The organism is Streptomyces sp. NBC_01381 (genome assembly GCF_026340305.1).
Classification (GTDB): Bacteria; Actinomycetota; Actinomycetes; order Streptomycetales; family Streptomycetaceae; genus Streptomyces.
In genome coordinates this window covers 237492-254891 of record NZ_JAPEPI010000003.1, presented here as the reverse complement: position 1 = coordinate 254891, position 17400 = coordinate 237492, and the positions used below count along the sequence as shown (strand labels likewise).

14 protein-coding genes are annotated in these 17400 nt (G+C 71.6%); 4 read left to right on the top strand and 10 right to left on the bottom strand.

All coding sequences use genetic code 11. The annotated features are described in order from the left end of the window. The first annotated feature begins 2 nt into the window (after nucleotides 1-2). A complete protein-coding gene (locus OG453_RS39360; protein ID WP_266873522.1) occupies nucleotides 3-1493 on the top strand; it encodes an MFS transporter in 1491 nt (496 codons plus the stop codon). A 65-nt stretch (nucleotides 1494-1558) separates the two neighbouring features. On the opposite strand, the gene OG453_RS39355 is transcribed toward OG453_RS39360, so the two are convergent. Both OG453_RS39355 and lysA read right to left on the bottom strand, forming a co-directional pair. After that, complete coding sequence (locus OG453_RS39355) at nucleotides 1559-3001, bottom strand: APC family permease (protein ID WP_266873521.1); 1443 nt, start codon at nucleotides 2999-3001, stop codon at nucleotides 1559-1561. A 44-nt stretch (nucleotides 3002-3045) separates the two neighbouring features. Continuing rightward, the gene (gene lysA / locus OG453_RS39350) at nucleotides 3046-4353 is read right to left on the bottom strand and encodes a diaminopimelate decarboxylase (RefSeq protein ID WP_266873520.1); all 1308 of its coding nucleotides are present in this window, start codon (nucleotides 4351-4353) and stop codon (nucleotides 3046-3048) included. 109 nt (nucleotides 4354-4462) lie between these two features. On the opposite strand from lysA, the gene OG453_RS39345 reads away from it, so the two are divergent. The 3 genes from OG453_RS39345 (at nucleotide 4463) to OG453_RS39335 (ending at nucleotide 7233) form a co-directional block, all read left to right on the top strand. Continuing rightward, on the top strand, nucleotides 4463-5698 hold the full coding sequence (locus OG453_RS39345; RefSeq protein ID WP_266873519.1) for a CdaR family transcriptional regulator: 1236 nt from the start codon (nucleotides 4463-4465) through the stop codon (nucleotides 5696-5698). Nucleotides 5699-5766: 68 nt separating this feature from the next. Then, nucleotides 5767-6093 (top strand): cupin, encoded by a 327-nt coding sequence (locus tag OG453_RS39340; protein ID WP_266873518.1) that lies wholly within the window; start codon nucleotides 5767-5769, stop codon nucleotides 6091-6093. 141 nt (nucleotides 6094-6234) lie between these two features. Continuing rightward, on the top strand, nucleotides 6235-7233 hold the full coding sequence (locus tag OG453_RS39335) for a mechanosensitive ion channel family protein (RefSeq protein ID WP_266873517.1): 999 nt from the start codon (nucleotides 6235-6237) through the stop codon (nucleotides 7231-7233). 32 nt (nucleotides 7234-7265) lie between these two features. Here OG453_RS39335 and OG453_RS39330 read toward each other — a convergent pair whose 3' ends face one another. The 8 genes from OG453_RS39330 to OG453_RS39295 form a co-directional block, all read right to left on the bottom strand. Then, entirely contained in the window at nucleotides 7266-8198 is a 933-nt protein-coding gene (locus tag OG453_RS39330; protein WP_266873516.1) for a glutaminase, read from the bottom strand. A 154-nt stretch (nucleotides 8199-8352) separates the two neighbouring features. Further along, nucleotides 8353-9750: an aspartate ammonia-lyase gene (gene aspA, locus OG453_RS39325; RefSeq protein WP_266873515.1), complete on the bottom strand. Its 1398-nt coding sequence runs from the start codon at nucleotides 9748-9750 to the stop codon at nucleotides 8353-8355. Between the two features lie 39 nt (nucleotides 9751-9789). After that, nucleotides 9790-10845 (bottom strand): asparaginase, encoded by a 1056-nt coding sequence (locus tag OG453_RS39320; protein WP_266873514.1) that lies wholly within the window; start codon nucleotides 10843-10845, stop codon nucleotides 9790-9792. Further along, nucleotides 10842-12293: an amino acid permease gene (locus OG453_RS39315; RefSeq protein ID WP_266873513.1), complete on the bottom strand. Its 1452-nt coding sequence runs from the start codon at nucleotides 12291-12293 to the stop codon at nucleotides 10842-10844. The genes OG453_RS39320 and OG453_RS39315 overlap by 4 nt, the downstream gene beginning before the upstream one ends. Then, nucleotides 12290-13024, bottom strand: a complete 735-nt coding sequence (locus tag OG453_RS39310; RefSeq protein ID WP_266873512.1) for a FadR/GntR family transcriptional regulator — start codon at nucleotides 13022-13024, stop codon at nucleotides 12290-12292. Before OG453_RS39310 ends, OG453_RS39315 begins: the two co-directional genes overlap by 4 nt. A gap of 110 nt (nucleotides 13025-13134) precedes the next feature. Then, nucleotides 13135-14667 (bottom strand): aldehyde dehydrogenase family protein, encoded by a 1533-nt coding sequence (locus OG453_RS39305; RefSeq protein ID WP_266873511.1) that lies wholly within the window; start codon nucleotides 14665-14667, stop codon nucleotides 13135-13137. 41 nt (nucleotides 14668-14708) lie between these two features. Then, nucleotides 14709-16109 (bottom strand): VOC family protein, encoded by a 1401-nt coding sequence (locus OG453_RS39300; protein ID WP_266873510.1) that lies wholly within the window; start codon nucleotides 16107-16109, stop codon nucleotides 14709-14711. A 32-nt stretch (nucleotides 16110-16141) separates the two neighbouring features. Then, complete coding sequence (locus OG453_RS39295) at nucleotides 16142-17335, bottom strand: FAD-binding oxidoreductase (RefSeq protein ID WP_266873509.1); 1194 nt, start codon at nucleotides 17333-17335, stop codon at nucleotides 16142-16144. Between the last annotated feature and the right edge of the window lie 65 nt (nucleotides 17336-17400).

Sequence of the window (17400 nt, the reverse complement as noted above, 5' to 3'; positions counted from 1 at the left end):
CCGTGTCCCACGCACATCGCGCCGCGCCCCCGCGAGCCTCCGGGCAGACCCTGCTCGTCCTGGCGCTCGGTCTTGCCGCCATGGTCGTCTCGATGATGCAGACCCTGGTCGTCCCGGTCCTGAGCATCATCCAGGCCGACCTCAACGCCACCACGGCGAACGTCAGTTGGGTGACCACCGCCACGCTGCTCTCGGCCGCCGTCTTCACCCCGCTGCTCGGCCGCTTCGGCGACCAGCACGGCAAGAAGCCCACCCTCATCGGCGTCCTCCTTGTGATGATCGCGGGCTCGGTGCTCGCCGCCACCACCAGCTCCCTCACCTGGCTGATCATCGGCCGCGTCATGCAGGGCGCCGCGACCGCGATCTTCCCGCTCGCCCTGTCCGTCCTGCGCGAGGAGATCAAGCCGGCCAAGCTGCCCGGAGCCATGGCCCTGGTCAGCGGCACCCTCGCCTTCGGCAGCGGGCTCGCCCTTGTCGGTGCCGGACTTCTCACGCAGGGCTCCGACCCCGACTACCACCGGGTCTTCTGGCTCGCGGTGGTGCTCGCCGTCGTGGCGCTCGCCGGAGTGCTGTTCGTGGTGCCGGCCTCGCGCGCGAAGACCGGCGGACGCACCGACTGGCTGGGCGCCCTCACCCTCGCACTGCTGCTCGTGCTGCTGCTTCTGCCCATCTCCCAGGGCCACGAGTGGGGCTGGACCTCCGGCCGGACCCTCGGCGCCTTCGCCGGCGCGATCGTCATGGCGGGGGTGTGGGTCCTCACCGAGCTGCGGGTGAAGGAGCCGATGGTGGACATGAAGATGTTCGTCCACCGGCCGGTCCTCTTCACGAACCTGGCCGGGCTGCTTCTCGGCTTCGCGATGTTCGCCCAGTTCATCGGCGTCTCGTACCTCGTGCAGATGCCCGAACAGCTCACGGGATACGGATTCGGCGCCTCGGTCCTCGACGCGGCCGTCGTCTACCTGCTGCCGACCACCCTCGTCTCGCTGGTGGGCGCCCAGGTCGGCGGGCTGCTTGTGCGCCGGATCGGGGCACGCTTCACGCTGGCCGCAGGCGCCGCCTTCGGAGTGGCCGGCTTCGCCTGGCTGACCGCCGCGCACGGCACCACCGCATCGGTGATCGGCGCGGGCATGGTCATCGGCCTCGCGATCAGCTTCGGCTACGCCTCGATGCCGGCACTCATCGTCGCCAGTGTCCCGGCCCACCAGACCGGCATCGCCAACGGCATCAACTCCATCTCCCGCTCGGTCGGCAGCGCCGTCGCGAGCGCGGTGATCACCTCGCTCCTCGCGTCGAAGACCATCGAGCTGCCGCAGGGCATGCCCGCGCTGCCGCAGGAGAGCCAGTTCACGCTGAGCTTCGCCATCGCCGGAGCGGCCTTCGCCCTGGTCGTGGCCGTCGCCCTCGTCGGCCTCAGGGCGGCGCACGCGCCGCGAGCCGTCGCGGTGCGCACGGACCGGCCCGCGGCAGCGGAACCCGCCGCCGAACTCGTGTGACGGTCGGACCCCATCCTGTGGCACTGCGCCCCGCCGGACCGGCGGGGCGCAGTCGCGTCACGGCGTCATACAGGGACCTGCCCAGGGGCGGCCTCGGCGGTCGCCTCCAGCCGTGAGTGGCGGCGGCTGTACAACAGGTAGACGGCCAGGGCCAGGCACAGCCAGCCGCCGAACAACAGATAGGTGCCGAGCGGCAGTTCATAGATCAGGTAGCCGCAGGCCAGGAGTGAGAGCAGCGGCACCACCGGATAGCCGGGGACCCGGAAACCGCGGTCGAGGTCCGGGGCCGTACGGCGCAGGATGAGCACGCCGAGGGACACCACCGCGAAGGCTGCCAGAGTGCCCATGCTGGTGAGGTCGGCGAGCAGGTCCAGCGGGAAGACCGCCGCGAGGACGGCGACGAAGCCGCCGGTCAGGAGTGTGCTGAACACCGGTGTGCCGGTGCGCGGGCTCACCCGGCGAAACGCGGCGGGCAGCATGCCGTCGCGCCCCATCGTGTAGAGGATGCGGCTCTGTCCGTAGAGCACGACCAGGGTGACGCTGACGATGGAAAGGACCGCCCCTGCGGAGAGCAGCACGGCGGGCCAGCCGGCTCCGGTGACCGCGGCGAGGATGGCGGAGAGCCCGGCCTCCTGCCCCTCGAACGCCGTCCAGGGCTGCGCGCCCACACCCACCACGGCCACCAGGATGTACGTGAGGGTGACCACGACCAGGGCGGCAACGATGGCCAGCGGCAGAGTGCGTCGCGGGTTGCGGACCTCCTCCCCTGCGGTGGACACAGCGTCCAGGCCGATGAAGGCGAAGAACACGGTGGCCGATGCCGTGCCCATGCCCGCCACGCCGAGCGGAGCGAACGGCTGGAAATTTCCGCCATCGAAGCCGGTGATCCCCACCACCACGAACAGGGCGAGCACCGCAAGCTTGACCAGCACCATCACGGTGTTGAACACCGCCGACTCCTTGGCGCCGCGCACAAGCAGCAGGCAGCACAGGCCCACCAGGACCACCCCGGGCAGGTTGATCAGTCCGCCCGCGCCCGGTGGCGCCGATATCGCCTCGGGCATCCGGAACCCGAAGAGGCGCTCGGTGAAGTCGTTGAGGTACTGCCCCCAGCTCACCGCGATCGCGGCGCCCGAGACGGCGTACTCGAGGAGCAGGCACCAGCCCACCGCCCAGGCCGCGAACTCGCCGAGCGTGGCGTACGCGTAGGAGTAGGAGGAGCCGGACACCGGTACCGCCGACGCCAGTTCGGCATAGCAGAGCGCGGTGAGCGCCGCCGCGGCCGCCGCGAGGACGAACGACACCACGACCGCAGGTCCTGCCTCCGGCACCGCGCTGCCGAGGAGGAAGAAGATCCCGGTGCCGATGGTGGCGCCGACGCCGATCATGGTGAGCTGGAAGGGACCGATGGTGCGGCGCAGCCCGCCGACCCCGTCCGACTCCGTGGTGAAGGTGTGCAACGGCTTGCGCCTCAGCGCTTGTTGACGCAGCGTCGGCCGAACGGGCATCGAGGCTCCTACGGGGAAGAGGGAAAACAGGGAGAGGGCGGAGCTCAGGGGATGTCGCGGCGCAGCAGGTCGTCGTACGTCTCGCGGCGGACCACGGCCCGCGCTTCGCCGTCGGCGCAGAAGACGACCGGCGGCCGCAGCGCGCCGTTGTAGTTGTTGCTGAGCGAGAAGCAGTACGCGCCGGTGGCCGGCACCGCGATGACGTCTCCGGGACGGGGGTCGCGCAGGCGCACGCCCGTGCTGAGGCTGTCGCCGGACTCGCAGTGCCTGCCCACCAGATCGCAGGGGTCGCCGCCGCCCACGCGCGTGGCGACGGTGGCCTCGAAACGCTGTCCGTACAGGGCGACTTCCAGGTTGTCGCCCATCCCGCCGTCCACGGCGACGAACGTCGGCTCGCCGTGCTTGACGGTGACCACGCGGTAGAGGGTCACCCCGGCCTCGGCCACCATGGACCGGCCGGGCTCGATCACGATCTGCGCGTCGGCGGGCAGCACGCGGCGCGCGGCACCCACCAGCGCGTCGAGGTACTCCTCCACGCTGGGCGGGTGATCGTCGTAGGTGTAGCGGGCCCCCAGGCCGCCGCCGAGGTCGTAGACGGCGAAGGCGCCGAGACCTGCCACCGCCTCCACCGTCCGGGCGAACGGATCGGTGTCGAGGATCTGGGACCCGATGTGGACGTGTACGCCGTCGAGGCGCAGCCGGTCGCTTCCGCGCAGCCGGGCGATCGCCTTCCGGGCCTGCGGCAGCGTCAGGCCGAACTTCGATCCCTCCTGTCCGGTGGCGACCGCCGCGTGGGTGTCGGGACGGATGCCGGGGGTGACCCGGACGAGAACGGGCTGCTCGGCGGAGCCGGGGACGATCCGCTCCAGGCGGTCGATGTCGTCGAAGTTGTCGATGACGACAAGGCCCGCCCCCGCCTCCACGGCCATCCGCAGCTCGGCGTCCGTCTTGGCGTTCCCGTGCACCACCAGCGAAGCCGGGTCGACCCCGCCCGCCAGGGCCAGAGTCAGCTCACCGCCGCTCGCGACATCGATGCTCAGCCCCTCATCGGCGAGCAGCCGGTACACGGCGGTGCACGGGAACGCCTTGGAAGCGAACGCGACCCGCGAAGGGGGCCACCGTGCGGCGAGCCCACGCGCGTACCGCCGTGCGCGGTCGCGCAGCGCCGCCTCGTCGACGATCAGCGCGGGTGTGCCGAAGCGCTCCGCCAGATCGGTCGCCCGGCAGCCGCCGATCACCAGGCCGCCGTCATCGGCGAGCGCAGTCCCCGGCGGGAACAGACCAAGAAGCGCCGCCTGCGAGGCCTCCGGCGACGGGTGCGGCTGGGTGGTCGGCGCGACCGGGATGGCCATGGTCTTCCTCCGTACATGCGCTGCGGTCTCCCCGAGCCGGGGACCGGTCGCACCATGCTGGAGCCCGCCCCGCTCCAGCCGCCTTGGCGGGATCGCCTAGGATCCGGCCATGGAATGGTCGGGATCGCCAATCAGTGAAGGCGGTGACGCGAGCGGCGAGGAGCTGTTCGCGCTCGCCGACGCCATCGCGGCGGTCATCGGGGGATCGGTGGCCATCGAGGACCTGGACACCCGGGTGCTCGCCCACTCCACACTGCCGGGCCAGCGCATCGACGAGCTGCGCCGCCAGGGCATCCTCGGCCGGCAGGTCCCCGGCCAGCCGGCCGCTCAGGCCGCCCGGCAGCAGCGCCAGTACCGGGACGTCCTTGCCGCCCCTGGTGTCCTCGCGCTGCCGGGCCTTGCCGATGGCGAACTGCCGCGCGCCGCCGTCGCCATCCGGGCGGGAGACCTTCCCCTCGGCACGATCTGGGCGATCGTGGACCGGGCGCCTCTCGACGACGCCGGGCAACGAGCCCTGCTGGAGGGGGCCGGGACCGCGGCCCTGCACCTGCTGCGCCGCAGAAGCGCCGCCGCCCTGGAACTGCACGCCCGCGACCAGGCCTTGCGCGCCGCGCTCGACGGCACCGCGCCGGTGCGGGAGACGGCTCAGCGCCTCGGCCTGCCGACGGGCACGCAGGTCACCGTGCTCGCCTTCGCCCCGCTGCCTCCCACCGCGGAGGCGGGGACGCTCCTCGCACGCCTGGGCGCCGACCTCGGCAGGCACTTCTCGGCAGTACGTCCCGAGGCCGCGGTCTCCACCGGCCCTCGCTCCGTGTACGTCCTGCTGCCCGCCGACGACCTGGAAGCGGCCCGGCGGCAGGCCGCCCAGGCTCTCGCCGCCGTCTCCCGCCCGCGCACCCGGCCGCCGCGCGCCGCCGTCAGCCGGCTCACCACGGACCTGACGGAACTGTCCGAGCTGCGCGCCGAGGCCGACGACGTCCTCCGGGTCACCACCGGCGACCCCGAGCGCCCCGACGTCGCCGCGCTGACCGACGTACACGCCCAGGTGCTCATCGCCCACCTCGCGGACGCACTGGACCACCGGCCGCGGCTGCGCCACCCCGGCGTCGAGGCGCTGCTCGACCACGACCGCACCCATCACACGCGGTACGCCGCCTCGGTGACGGCCTGGCTGGACGCGGTCGGGAACGTCGGCGATGCGGCGCGCCGGCTCAACATCCACCCGAACACCCTCAAGTACCGGCTGCGGCGCGTACGGGAAGTCTTCGGCCTCGACCTCGACACCCCCGACGACCGGCTTGCCTGCTGGCTGCAGCTGCGGATCGGGGCGCGGCACGGCTCCTGATGTCCGTTCGCGACCCGTTCGGACCCGGTGGATCGCGGGGCCACGGCCCGCGCGACAGGCTGGGGCGCATGACCACGACGTACGACCTGCAACTCCTTGCCGACGAGCACCTGGCGCGGGCCGAGGGCTCCGCGCACGGGCGCAGCGCACATCTGCTGCTGAGCGAGCCTCCGCTGCGGCAGAGCGTGATCGCCCTGACGGCGGGCAATGCCCTCGACGAGCACAGCAGGCCCGTCGCCGCGACCCTGCAGGTGCTGCGCGGCACGGTGCGGCTGACGGCCGCCGCCGGGGACGTCACGCTCGTCGCGGGGCAGCTCCTCCCGATCCCGCCGGAACGCCACGGCCTGACCGCGGTCACGGACGCCGCGGTGCTCCTGACGGCCGTCACGTCCTGAGCGGGGCCCGCAACGGCCGGGCGCCCGCACCTCGTTCACCTCGCTCACACGTGCCCGCCACATCTTTTGACCGGCGTCAAGAACCGGAACTACGTTCGGCGCGCCGATCGGCACACGCACCTAGTGAGTGGAGCATTTCCCGTGTCACCCACCGACGCGTCCGCGTCGCCTCTCCTGACCCACAGTGCCGCCCCGGACTGGATCGAGGACAATATCGGCGCCGTGATAGGCATCCCGCTGCGCATCCTCGTCATCGTCGTGGCCGCGATGCTCGTGCGCGCGCTGGCCAAGCGAGCCATCACCCGGGTCGTGGAACGCATCCTGCAGCCCGCCGAAGGGGAGAACGGACGGAGCCGCTCGACCCGTGGCCCGGCCGTCCTGCAGCGTGACCCGTCCCGGGCCGACGAGCGGCGCGAGCAGCGGGCCCGCACCATCGGCTCGGTGCTCAGCAGCATCGTGACCGTCGTCATCGCCGTCATGGGTCTGGCCATGATCCTCGATCAGATCGGCATCGCGCTCGGCCCGCTGCTCGCCAGCGCGGGCGTGGTGGGCCTGGCGATCGGCTTCGGCGCGCAGAGCCTGGTCGCGGACTACCTGTCCGGGATGCTCATCATGCTCGAGGACCAGTACGGCGTGGGCGACTCCGTCGACCTCGGGGAAGCCGTCGGCGAGGTCGAACACGTCGGCCTGCGCCTCACCCAGGTCCGGGACATCAACGGCGGCCTGTGGCACATCCGCAACGGCGAGATCCTGCGGGTGCGCAACGACAGCCAGGACTGGGCCCGCGCGGTCCTCGACGTCTCCGTGGCCTACGACACCAACCTGGAGACCCTGTTCGGCGTCCTGGAGGAGACCGGGCACGCGCTGCGCGAGGACCCGCAGTTTGAGAAGGTGCTCCTGGAGGACCCCGAGGTCTGGGGTGTGCAGTCGCTGGACGTCGACGGCATCGTCGTACGCCTCGTCGTCAAGACCGCCCCGCTCAAGCAGTGGTCCGTCACGCGCGAACTGCGCCGCCGCGTGAAGGAGTCCCTCGACGCCGCGGGCATCGAGCATCCCTTCCCGCAGCGCACCGTCTGGATGCGTACGGAGGACTCGGGTGCGGAGTCCAAGGACGCGGCTACGGCGTCCGTGGGCCGCTGACCCACGGGTGGGCCTCAGCACACGGGTGGGCCTCAGAACACCGACAACCCCGTCAGCGTCGTGAACCGGTCCAGCGCGGCAACGCCCGCCACGGAGTTGCCGCGCCGGTCAAGGCCCGGACTCCAGACGCACAGCGTGCAGCGGCCGGGGACGACGGCGATGATGCCGCCGCCGACGCCGCTCTTGCCGGGCAGGCCGACCCGGTAGGCGAATTCGCCCGCCGCGTCGTACGTCCCGCAGGTGAGCATGATCGCGTTGACCTGCTTGGCCTGGCTGCGGGTGAGCAGGCGCGAGCCGTCGGCACGGATGCCGTGGCGGGCGAGGAAGCCGGTGGCGAGGGCGAGGTCGGCGCAGGAGGCCTCGATGGAGCACTGGCGGAAATACTGGTCGAGCAGCACAGGCACCGGGTTGTCGATGTTCCCGTACGACGCCATGAAGTGGCCGAGGGCGGCATTGCGGTCGCCGTGGGCGGACTCGGATGCGGCGACATCATGGTTGATGGCAAGCCGCTCGTTCCCGCTCTCGGCGCGCAGGAAGCGCAGCAGGGCGCCCGCCGCGTCGCCGGTCTGGGTCTGCAGCCGGTCGGTGACGACGAGCGCGCCCGCGTTGATGAACGGATTGCGCGGGATGCCGTTCTCGTACTCCAACTGGACCAGCGAGTTGAAGGGGTTGCCGGAGGGCTCGCGCCCGACGTGCTCCCACAGCGCGTCACCCTCGCGCGCCAGGTCGAGCGCGAGGGTGAAGACCTTGGTGATGGACTGCGTGGAAAACGGCTCCCGCCAGTCGCCCACCCCGTACACCGTCCCGTCCAGCTCGGCGACGGCCATGCCGAAGCGGTGCGGGTCGCGTGCGGCGAGCGCCGGGATGTAACCGGCGGGGCGGCCGCGCCCCGGGGTCTCCTCGATCTCGGCGGCGATGCGGTCGAGGACGGGCTGAAAGGTGAGGGACGAGGTCATGATCACCATTGTGTCGCCGGGATGATGGATGGGCGCGCCATGGGGTGGGTGGCGGAGGTCTGCGGGCGAGTGCGGGTATGCGGGGGCTGGTCGCGCAGTTCCCCGCGCCCCTAAAGGAACGGGGCTGCGCCCCTGTCCTTTTCCTGACCACGCACCCCATCGCTCACCCGGACTGCGACCCCGCCAGAACCTCAGGCCGCAGCAGCTCGGCCAGGCGCTCGGCCGGCAACAGCCCCTTCTCCAGGACGAGTTCAGCCACGCCCCGCCCCGAGGCCAGCGCCTCCTTCGCGATGGAGGTCGCCGCCTCATACCCGATGTGCGGGTTCAGCGCGGTCACCAGGCCGATGGAGTTCTCCACCGCCGCGCGCAGCCCCTCCGTGTTGGCCGTGATCCCGACGACGCACCGCTCGGCGAGCGTCAGGCAGGCGGTGCGCAGATGCGTGATGCTCTCGGAGAGGGAGTGCAGGATGATCGGCTCGAAGGCGTTCAGCTGGAGCTGGCCCGCCTCCGCCGCCATGGTGATCGTGACGTCGTTGCCGATCACCTCGAAGGCGACCTGGTTGACGACCTCGGGGATCACCGGGTTCACCTTGCCCGGCATGATGCTCGAACCGGCCTGTACCGGCGGCAGGTTGATCTCGTTGAGGCCCGCGCGCGGACCGGACGACAGGAGACGCAGGTCGTTGCAGCTCTTGGAGAGTTTCACCGCGATCCGCTTCAGTACCCCGGACATTTGGACGAACGCCCCGCAGTCCTGCGTGGCTTCGACCAGGTTCGCGGCGGTGACCAGCGGGAGGCCGGTGATCTCGGCCAGGTGCCGGCGCGCGGACTCGGCGTATCCGGCGGGTGCGTTGAGACCGGTGCCGATCGCCGTCGCGCCCAGGTTGATCTCGTGGATCAGTTCGACCGCCTCGGCGAGCCGGCTGCGGTCCTCGTCGAGCATCACCGCGTACGCCGAGAACTCCTGGCCCAGCGTCATCGGCACCGCGTCCTGCAGCTGCGTACGCCCCATCTTCAGGACGTCACGGAACTCGATCGCCTTCGCCGCGAAGGCGTCCTGCAGCACGGCCATGGCCTTGAGGAGGCCGCGCACCGCGAAGACCGTGCCGATCTTGACGGCCGTCGGGTAGACGTCGTTGGTGGACTGGCCGAGGTTGACGTCCTCGTTCGGGTGCAGGAAGGCGTACTCGCCCTTGGCGTGGCCGAGCAGCTCCAACGCCCGGTTCGCGACGACCTCGTTGGCGTTCATGTTGGTCGAGGTCCCGGCCCCGCCCTGGATGACGTCCACGACGAACTGGTCGTGCAGCTTGCCGTCGCGGATCTCCCGGCAGGCCTCGACGATGGCGGCCGCCTTGGCCGGTTCGAGCAGGCCGAGCTCCTCGTTGGCGCGGGCGGCGGCCTCCTTGACGGCGGCCAGCGCATCGATCAGATGCGGATACGCGGAGATCGGCGTCCCCGTGATGGGGAAGTTCTCCTTGGCGCGCAGGGAGTGGACACCCCAGTACGCATCGGCGGGGACGTCACGGTGGCCGAGCAGGTCGTGCTCGCTGCGGACGGACATGGCGGTGGTGATCTTCCTTCTGGAGGGGGTGAGTTGGTCTTACAAGGGGGGCGGGGGAGCGCAGGCCGCCGTAGGCAGCAGTTGGAGCGAGCGTGCGGGGCGGATGCCGCCAACCACCGCCCCGCCCCCGAGCAGCGGAGCCCCGGCGAACTCGGCGAGCGCGGCCGGGTCGACACCGCAGCGCGCGAGCGCCGCCGCGGTCACCGGCACGCGCGCCCGGTCCGCGCCGTCGGCGATCTTCACGGCGACGGCCCGGCCGTCCGGCAACGCCGCGACCTGCACGCCTTCGAAGCCGTCCTTGGCCAGCAGCCCCGGCACGGCCCGCATCAGCGCGGCGACGTCGCGGCCGGAGCCCGACGCCATCTCCGCGTACTCGCGCATCGCGTCGGCCACCCGCGCCTCGGGGGTGCCGGGCGGGGCCGTCGTGATCCGGGCGGCGGCGCGCGCGAGACCGTGCAAGGAGACGGAGAACAGCGGCGCGCCGCAGCCGTCGACCGTCACCTGGGCGATGGCCTGCCCGGTGAGGTCCTCGACGGTCCGGGCGATCGACTGCTGCAGCGGGTGGGAAGGGTCGAGGTAGTCGGCGAGCGACCAGCCGCGCAGCCGCGCCGCGTAGAGCATCGCCGCGTGCTTGCCCGAGCAGTTCTGCGCGAGCCTCGACGGCAGCCGGCCCGCACGGAGCCAGTCCTCGCGGACGACCGGGTCGAAGGGCAGGTCCGTGACGTTGCGCAGATCCGCATCGGCGAGCCCGGCGAGCTCCAGGATCCGCCGCGTCCCGGCGAGATGACGTTCCTCGCCGGAATGGCTGGCGGCGGTCAGCGCGAGCAGCTCGCCGTCGAGCGGAAGACCGGCCCGCAGCAGCGCCACGGCCTGCACGGGCTTGAGCGCCGAGCGCGGATGGAAGGCGACCTCGATGTCACCGATCTGCAGCTCCACACCGCCGTTCGCGCCGAGCACGACGACCGAGCCGTAGTGGACGCCTTCGATGACACTCCCGCGTACGAGGTGGGCGACGGGCGCGTGCAGCGGTTCCCGGACGGAGGGCGCCTCAGCGAGCGAACGGCCGTACGCGGAAGGTGTACTGAGACGGCTCACGTATCCGCCCCGGCCTTGCGCACAGCCGCCACCCTGCCCCGCACGCCGTACCAACCGGCCACCAGCGCGGCCGCGATCAGCGGCAGACACAGCACCGTCGTGCGTCCCGCGCCCCCGTCGGCGTACATCAGGACCAGGACGGACGCCAGGAAGAAGAGGGTGACCAGCTCGGTCCAGGGAGAGCCGGGCAGCCGGTAGTCCGGGCGTTCGAGGTCGCCGTCCTGGGTCTTCCGCCAGAACTGCAGATGGCAGAGCATGATCATGCCCCAGGTGGCGAGGATGCCGAGCGCCGCGAAGTTGAGGACGATCTCGAACGCGTCGGCGGGGACCACGAAGTTGAGCCCGACGCCGAGCACACAGATGCCGCTGGTGAGCAGGATGCCGCCGTACGGGACCTGGCTGCGGCTCATGACGCCGGTGAACCGGGGCGCGGAGCCGGACATCGCCATGGAGCGCAGGATGCGGCCCGTGGAGTACAGGCCCGAGTTCAGCGACGACATGGCCGCGGTCAGCACGACGAGGTTCATCACGCCGCCCGCTGCCGGGATGCCGATGTTGGAGAGCACGGTGACGAAGGGGCTCTCGCCGGAGGTGTACCTGTTCCACGGCAGCAGCATCGAGAGCAGCAGCACGGAGCCGACGTAGAAGAGACCGACGCGCCACATGATCGAGTTGATGGCCTTCGGCATGATCTTCTCGGGGTTCTCGGTCTCGCCCGCCGCGACGCCCACCAGCTCGACCGAGGCGTACGCGAAGACGACGCCCTGGATGATCAACAGCATCGGCAGCAGGCCGCTCGGGAAGATGCCGCCGTTGTCGGAGATCAGGGACGGGCCGGGGGAGTGGCCGTCCACGGGCTGCTGGGTGACGAGCAGGAAGATCCCGATCAGCATGAAGAGAACCAGCGCGCTGACCTTGACGATCGCGAACCAGAACTCCAGCTCCCCGAAGATCTTCACGGAGATGAGGTTCACGGTGAGGACCACGGCCAGCGCGATCAGGGCGATCACCCACTGGGGGATGTCGGAGAACATGCCCCAGTAGTGGGTGTAGGTGGCGACCGCGGTGATGTCGGCGATGCCGGTGGTCGCCCAGTTCAGGAAGTACATCCAGCCCGCGGTGTAGGCGCCTTTTTCGCCGAGGAACTCCCGTGCGTACGACACGAAGGCGCCGGACGACGGCCGGTAGAGGACGAGTTCGCCGAGGGCGCGGACGACCAGGAAGGCGAAGAGGCCGCAGACGGCGTACGCGATGAACAGCGAGGGACCCGCCTCGGCGAGGCGGCCGCCGGCGCCGAGGAAGAGCCCCGTTCCGATGGCACCGCCGATGGCGATCATGTTGACGTGCCGGGACTTCAGGGACTTGCTGTACCCCGCGTCACCGGCGTCGACATGCGCGGCCGCCTTCGGTATCCGCCCGGTCTGCTCGTCGATGGACTGCTCGCTCACGCTGTGGCTCCGCCTTCCGTTGGGGCGTCCGTGGGCTCGGGGCGCACGATCGCGGTGAGGGTGGTCTCGACGCGGTCGAGGTGGTGCGCCATCGCGTCGGTGGCGTCGTGCTCGCTGCCGTCGATCAGGGCCTCGACGATGGCGCGGTGCTCGCGGTTGGACTGCTCGCGGCGCCCGCCGAGTTCGTTGAGGAACGCCGACTGGCGGGCCAGCGCGTCCCGGATCTCCTCGATCACGCGGCGGAAGACCGGGTTCTGGGCGGCCTGCGCGACGGCGAGGTGGAAGAGGGTGTCCATGGCCACCCAGGCAGTGGTGTCGGTCTCCCGCTCCATCCGGTCGAGGAGGTGGGCGAGATGGTCGAGGTCCTCGGGCGTCCGGCGCGCCGCGGCGTACCCCGCCACCGGGATCTCGACATGCCGACGTACCTCGAGGAGGTCGCTGGCCGCGTAGTCGCCGAAGGTGGGGTCCTCGTCCGGACCGTTGGACACGACGAAGGTGCCCTTGCCGGTGCGGGAGACGGTGAGCCCCATGGTCTGCAGGGCCCGCAGGGCCTCCCGCAGCACGGGTCTGCTGACCTCCAGGCGACGGCAGAGCTCCGCCTCGGAGGGCAGCTTGTCCCCGACGGCGTAGTCGCCGCGCTCAATGGCAGTACGCAGATGACCGAGCACCGCTTCCATGGCGCTGACGCGCCGCGGCACCGAGTCACCTGTCTGGCTGTCTGACAGGTTCACGGGAGTGATCCTGTGGGGGAACGGGAGGGGCTGTCAAGGGAGGGCCCGGGGGGTGAGACGGGGCGGGGCCTCCGAGCAGGAGGCCCGCGCTGCGGCCGCTGGTCCGGCGTCTAGAGGAAGTTGACGTTCTGCGCGAGGGCGAGCCGGCTGGAGTAGTTGATGGTGTTGGTGGCCGGGCGCATGTACGCGCGCCAGGCGTCGGAGCCGGACTCTCGGCCGCCGCCGGTCTCCTTCTCGCCGCCGAACGCCCCGCCGATCTCCGCGCCGGACGTGCCGATGTTCACGTTGGCGATGCCGCAGTCGGAGCCCTCGGACGACAGGAAGAGCTCGGCCTCCTGCTGGTCGCGGGTGAAGATGCTGGAGGACAGGCCCTGCGGGACGTCGTTGTGCAGGGCGATGGCCTCTTCCAGGGTGTCGTAGATAAGGACGTACAGGATGGGGGCGAAGGTCTCCTGCCGTACGACGTCGGTCTGTTCGTCGACGCGGACGACGACCGGTTCCGCGTACGCGGCCTGCGGCGCCGCATTGGCCAGGCGCCGGTTGCCGCCGGCGAGGATCTTGCCGCCCTGCGCCTGTACGCGGGCGAGCGCGTCCTGCATGCCGTCGAGGGCGGCGGGCGAGATGAGCGGGCCGACCAGGGTGTTCTCGTCGAACGGGTCGCCGATGGGGAGCTTGGTGTACGCGGCCGTCAGGCGTGCGACGAGCGTGTCCGCGATGTCGCGGTGGACGATCAGGCGGCGCAGTGTGGTGCAGCGCTGGCCCGCCGTGCCCGCGGCAGCGAAGACGATGCCCTGCACGGCGAGGTCGAGGTCGGCCGACGGCGCCACCACCGCGCCGTTGTTGCCGCCGAGTTCGAGCAGCGAGCGCCCGAAGCGGGCGGCCACGCGGGGGCCGACCTCGCGCCCCATGCGGGTGGAGCCGGTGGCGCTGACGAGCGCGACGCGCGGGTCGTCCACAAGCCGTTCGCCCACCGCGCGGTCACCGAGCACGAGCCGGTGTACGTCACGGGGCGCGCCGACCTCCTCCGTGGCCCGGGCGAGGAGCCGGTCGCAGGCCAGGGAGATCAGCGGGGTCAGTTCGGACGGCTTCCAGACCACGGTGTCACCGCAGGCCAGCGCCACGGCCGTGTTCCACGACCACACCGCGGCGGGGAAGTTGAACGCGGAGATCACACCGACCACGCCCAGCGGATGCCAGGTCTCGGCGAGACGGTGGCCGGGGCGCTCGGATGCGATGGTGCGGCCGTAGAGCTGCCGGGAGAGACCGACCGCGAAGTCGCAGATGTCGATCATCTCCTGGACCTCGCCGAGCGCCTCCGAGCGGATCTTGCCCGCCTCGACGGTGATCAGATCGGCCAGGTCGCTCTTGTGGTCGCGCAGCAACTCGCCCAGGCGGCGCACGAGTTCACCCCGGCGCGGGGCCGGTGTGACGCGCCAGGCGAGGAACGCCTCGCGTGCGGCGGCAACGGCCTCATCGACTTCGGCGGCGGTCGCGGCAGTCAGGCCGAACAGGTCCTCGCCGGTGATGGGCGTCCGGGCCTGGAGGCCGGTGCCGTCCGGGACGGCGACGCCGATGCGGTCCAGGCTCGCGCGGGCGCGGGCGCGCAGGTCGTCGGTGGTGGGCAGGGCGGTGGTGCCGGTCATGGTGCTCCCTGGGTGAGGTGTGCGGGTGGGGCGGAGGGGTTTCAGCGGGGGTGCGTGCCGTCGAGGCTCAGGCCCAGTTCGCGGCCGACCCGGGTGATGGAGAGGCTCTGCTGGTGCTCGTACAGGGCGAACGGGTCGAGGACCTCGCGGTCGATGGCGCCGGAGAGCCAGTCGCTGTCGTACGCGGCGCCTTCCTGCCCGGTGTTCCGGGAGCCCTCGCCGCTGAGGTTGGACTGGAAGATGCCGGCGGCGGAGCGCGGCAGGAAGTCCTCGTAGACCACGGGTTCGGCCCGCACCCAGCCTTGGTCCACCAACTCGCCAATGGTGGCGGGTAGTTGGGTGCTCGTACGGACGCGGTCAGGGCTGACGCTGTAGGTGAAGTAGGCGAGCTCTTGGGCGGCGAGTTCGCGCTCGCTGCCGGGGACGTGCTCGGCCCACAGGGCGCGGGCCAGTGCGGTGCGGTCCGCCGCCGGGCGGGCGGCAACCTGGTCGTCGACGAGGGCGAGCAGCCGGTCGTAGAGCGCGCGGCCCGCGGGCGTGAGGGCGATGCCGCGGGCCTCGACCTCGCCGAACCGCACCCGCAGCGCGCCGCGCGTGACGGTGCCGTCCGGCCGGCGCAGGGCGCGCGGTTCGGCCAGGGCGCGGAAGGACGTCTGGCGCAGCAGCAGATCGGGACCCTTCCAGTCGGGCGGGCCCTGGATGGCGTCGATCATCTCGATGCCCCGGTCGGTCATGCGCCGGTACAACTCGTCGATGTCCAGGACGCGCGGGGTGAGGTGGTTGATGTGGGTGGAGCCGACGCCGCCGATGTCCGCGGCGACCGCGGAGACCTTCTCCAGCTCCGCGTACCATGCCTGGTCGATCGGTTCTGCGGACAATTCAAAGACCTGGACGGCCAGTTGGAGGAAACGCTCGGCCTCCGCTTCGGGCAGCTCACGCTCGGCACCGGCCCGGTCGGCCAGGGCGAGCAGCTCCGGTGGGAACAGCTCACGCCCGGCCAGGAACGTCTCCAGGCGGGCGCGCAGGTCGGCGTCGAAGAAGCGCGGGTCCGCGGGCGTGAGCAGGGAGGTGAAGACCCGGAAGGGATTGCGCGCCAGCTCCTCGGCGTCCACGGGACGGAACGCCGTCGACACGACGGGCACCGCGCTAGCGGCCGCCTCCCGCAGGTCGTAGAAGCCGACCGGACGCATGCCGAGCGCGCCGAAGACCCGTGCGACATCGCGCAGTTCGGCGGGGGTGCCCACGCGGATGGCGCCGTGCCGCTCGGCGGTGACCCGGCCGATGGAGCCGAGCCGTTCGGCGTCGGCGCCCCGAGCGCGCAGGACGTCCTCGTTCACCTCGCGCGAGACGTCCACGAGCGTGGTGTAGGCGGGAACCTCACGCCCGTACATCTCCGAGAGCCGGACGGCGAAGGCGGCTCGCAGCCGCCACTGGCTGATCATGAAAGGCCTGCCTTTCGAAGCGGGTGGACGAGTCATACGACGTGCGCCTCTGGGCGGATCGCGGCCCCGGCCCGGAACCGCTCGACGCTCATCGGCGCGATGTCGACGCACGGCTCCCGCTCCAGGTGCAGATCGCGCACGATCTCGCCGACGGCGGGTGCCTGGAGGAATCCATGGCCCGAGAACCCGGTGGCGTAAAGGAAGTTGGGCACTTCGCCGGAGCGGCCGATCAGCGCGTTGTGGTCGGGGGTGACCTCGTACAGGCCCGCCCAGCCGTCGGCGACCGGCATCGCGGCGAGCGCGGGGGCGCGGTGGCGCACGACGTCCCGGAACAGGCCGAGCCACTCCGGAGTCCACGTGGTGTCGAAGCCGTCGGGCTGGCCGGGGTCGGCGAGACCGAACAGCAGGCCGTCGTCGCTGTTGTGGAAGTACGCCGACGACGTGAAGTCGATGGTGAAGGGGATCCGCGGCGCCGACGGCGACAGCGGTTCGGTGAAGGCGAGTTGGCGGCGCACCGGCCTGACGGGCAGGTCCACGCCGGCCATGGCGGCGATCTGCCCGGACCAGGCGCCCGCCGTACAGATCACGGTGGCGCAGGCGATCGTGCCGCGGTCGGTGTGCACGGCGCTGACGCGGCCACCTGGGGTGTCCATACCGGTCACGCGGGTGTGCGTGGCGAACCGGACGCCCGCCCGGGCCGCCGCGTCGGCGTACCCGCGCACGACCAGGGCGGGGCGGGCGTGCCCGTCGGTGGGGGAGTGCACGGCGGCCACCAGACCGTCGGCGCTCAGGTAGGGGCACAGGCGCCGTGCCTCGGCCGCGTCGACCATGCGGCTGGGCACGCCCATGCCGTTCTGGAGGCGGACGCTTTGCTCAAACTCCGCGGCCTGCGTCTCACTGGTGAGCAGGAAGAGATAGCCCACGGTGTCCAGGCGGATGTCGGCGCCAGGCCGGTGTGGAAAGTCCTGGAAGGCGCGCAGACTGCGCCGGCCGAGCTCGATGTTGAGGGGGTCGGAGAAGTGGGCGCGGACGCCGCCGATCGGTTTGCCGGAGCTGCCGCAGGCGAGCTCGCCGCGTTCGAGGACGACGATGTCGCGCACCCCGGCCTCGGCGAGGTGGAAGGCGATGGAGGCACCCATCACGCCCCCGCCGACGATCACGACGTCGGCGGTCGGCGGGAGGCTGCGGAAGACGGGGGCGCTGGACGTACCGGGCGATGAGGACAAGAGACCGATCCCTTCCAGAGGCCGGCGCCCGGTCCAACTACGCCTGATGAGGCGGAGGTTCACGG

Excerpts from the sequence above, each read along its gene's own strand:
- OG453_RS39355 (WP_266873521.1), bottom strand. The coding sequence starts at position 3,001 with ATGCCCGTTCGGCCGACGCTGCGTCAACAAGCGCTGAGGCGCAAGCCG.
- lysA (WP_266873520.1), bottom strand. The coding sequence starts at position 4,353 with ATGGCCATCCCGGTCGCGCCGACCACCCAGCCGCACCCGTCGCCGGAG.
- OG453_RS39345 (WP_266873519.1), top strand. The coding sequence starts at position 4,463 with ATGGAATGGTCGGGATCGCCAATCAGTGAAGGCGGTGACGCGAGCGGC.
- OG453_RS39340 (WP_266873518.1), top strand. The coding sequence starts at position 5,767 with ATGACCACGACGTACGACCTGCAACTCCTTGCCGACGAGCACCTGGCG.
- OG453_RS39330 (WP_266873516.1), bottom strand. The coding sequence starts at position 8,198 with ATGGTGATCATGACCTCGTCCCTCACCTTTCAGCCCGTCCTCGACCGC.
- aspA (WP_266873515.1), bottom strand. The coding sequence starts at position 9,750 with ATGTCCGTCCGCAGCGAGCACGACCTGCTCGGCCACCGTGACGTCCCC.
- OG453_RS39305 (WP_266873511.1), bottom strand. The coding sequence starts at position 14,667 with ATGACCGGCACCACCGCCCTGCCCACCACCGACGACCTGCGCGCCCGC.
- OG453_RS39300 (WP_266873510.1), bottom strand. The coding sequence starts at position 16,109 with ATGATCAGCCAGTGGCGGCTGCGAGCCGCCTTCGCCGTCCGGCTCTCG.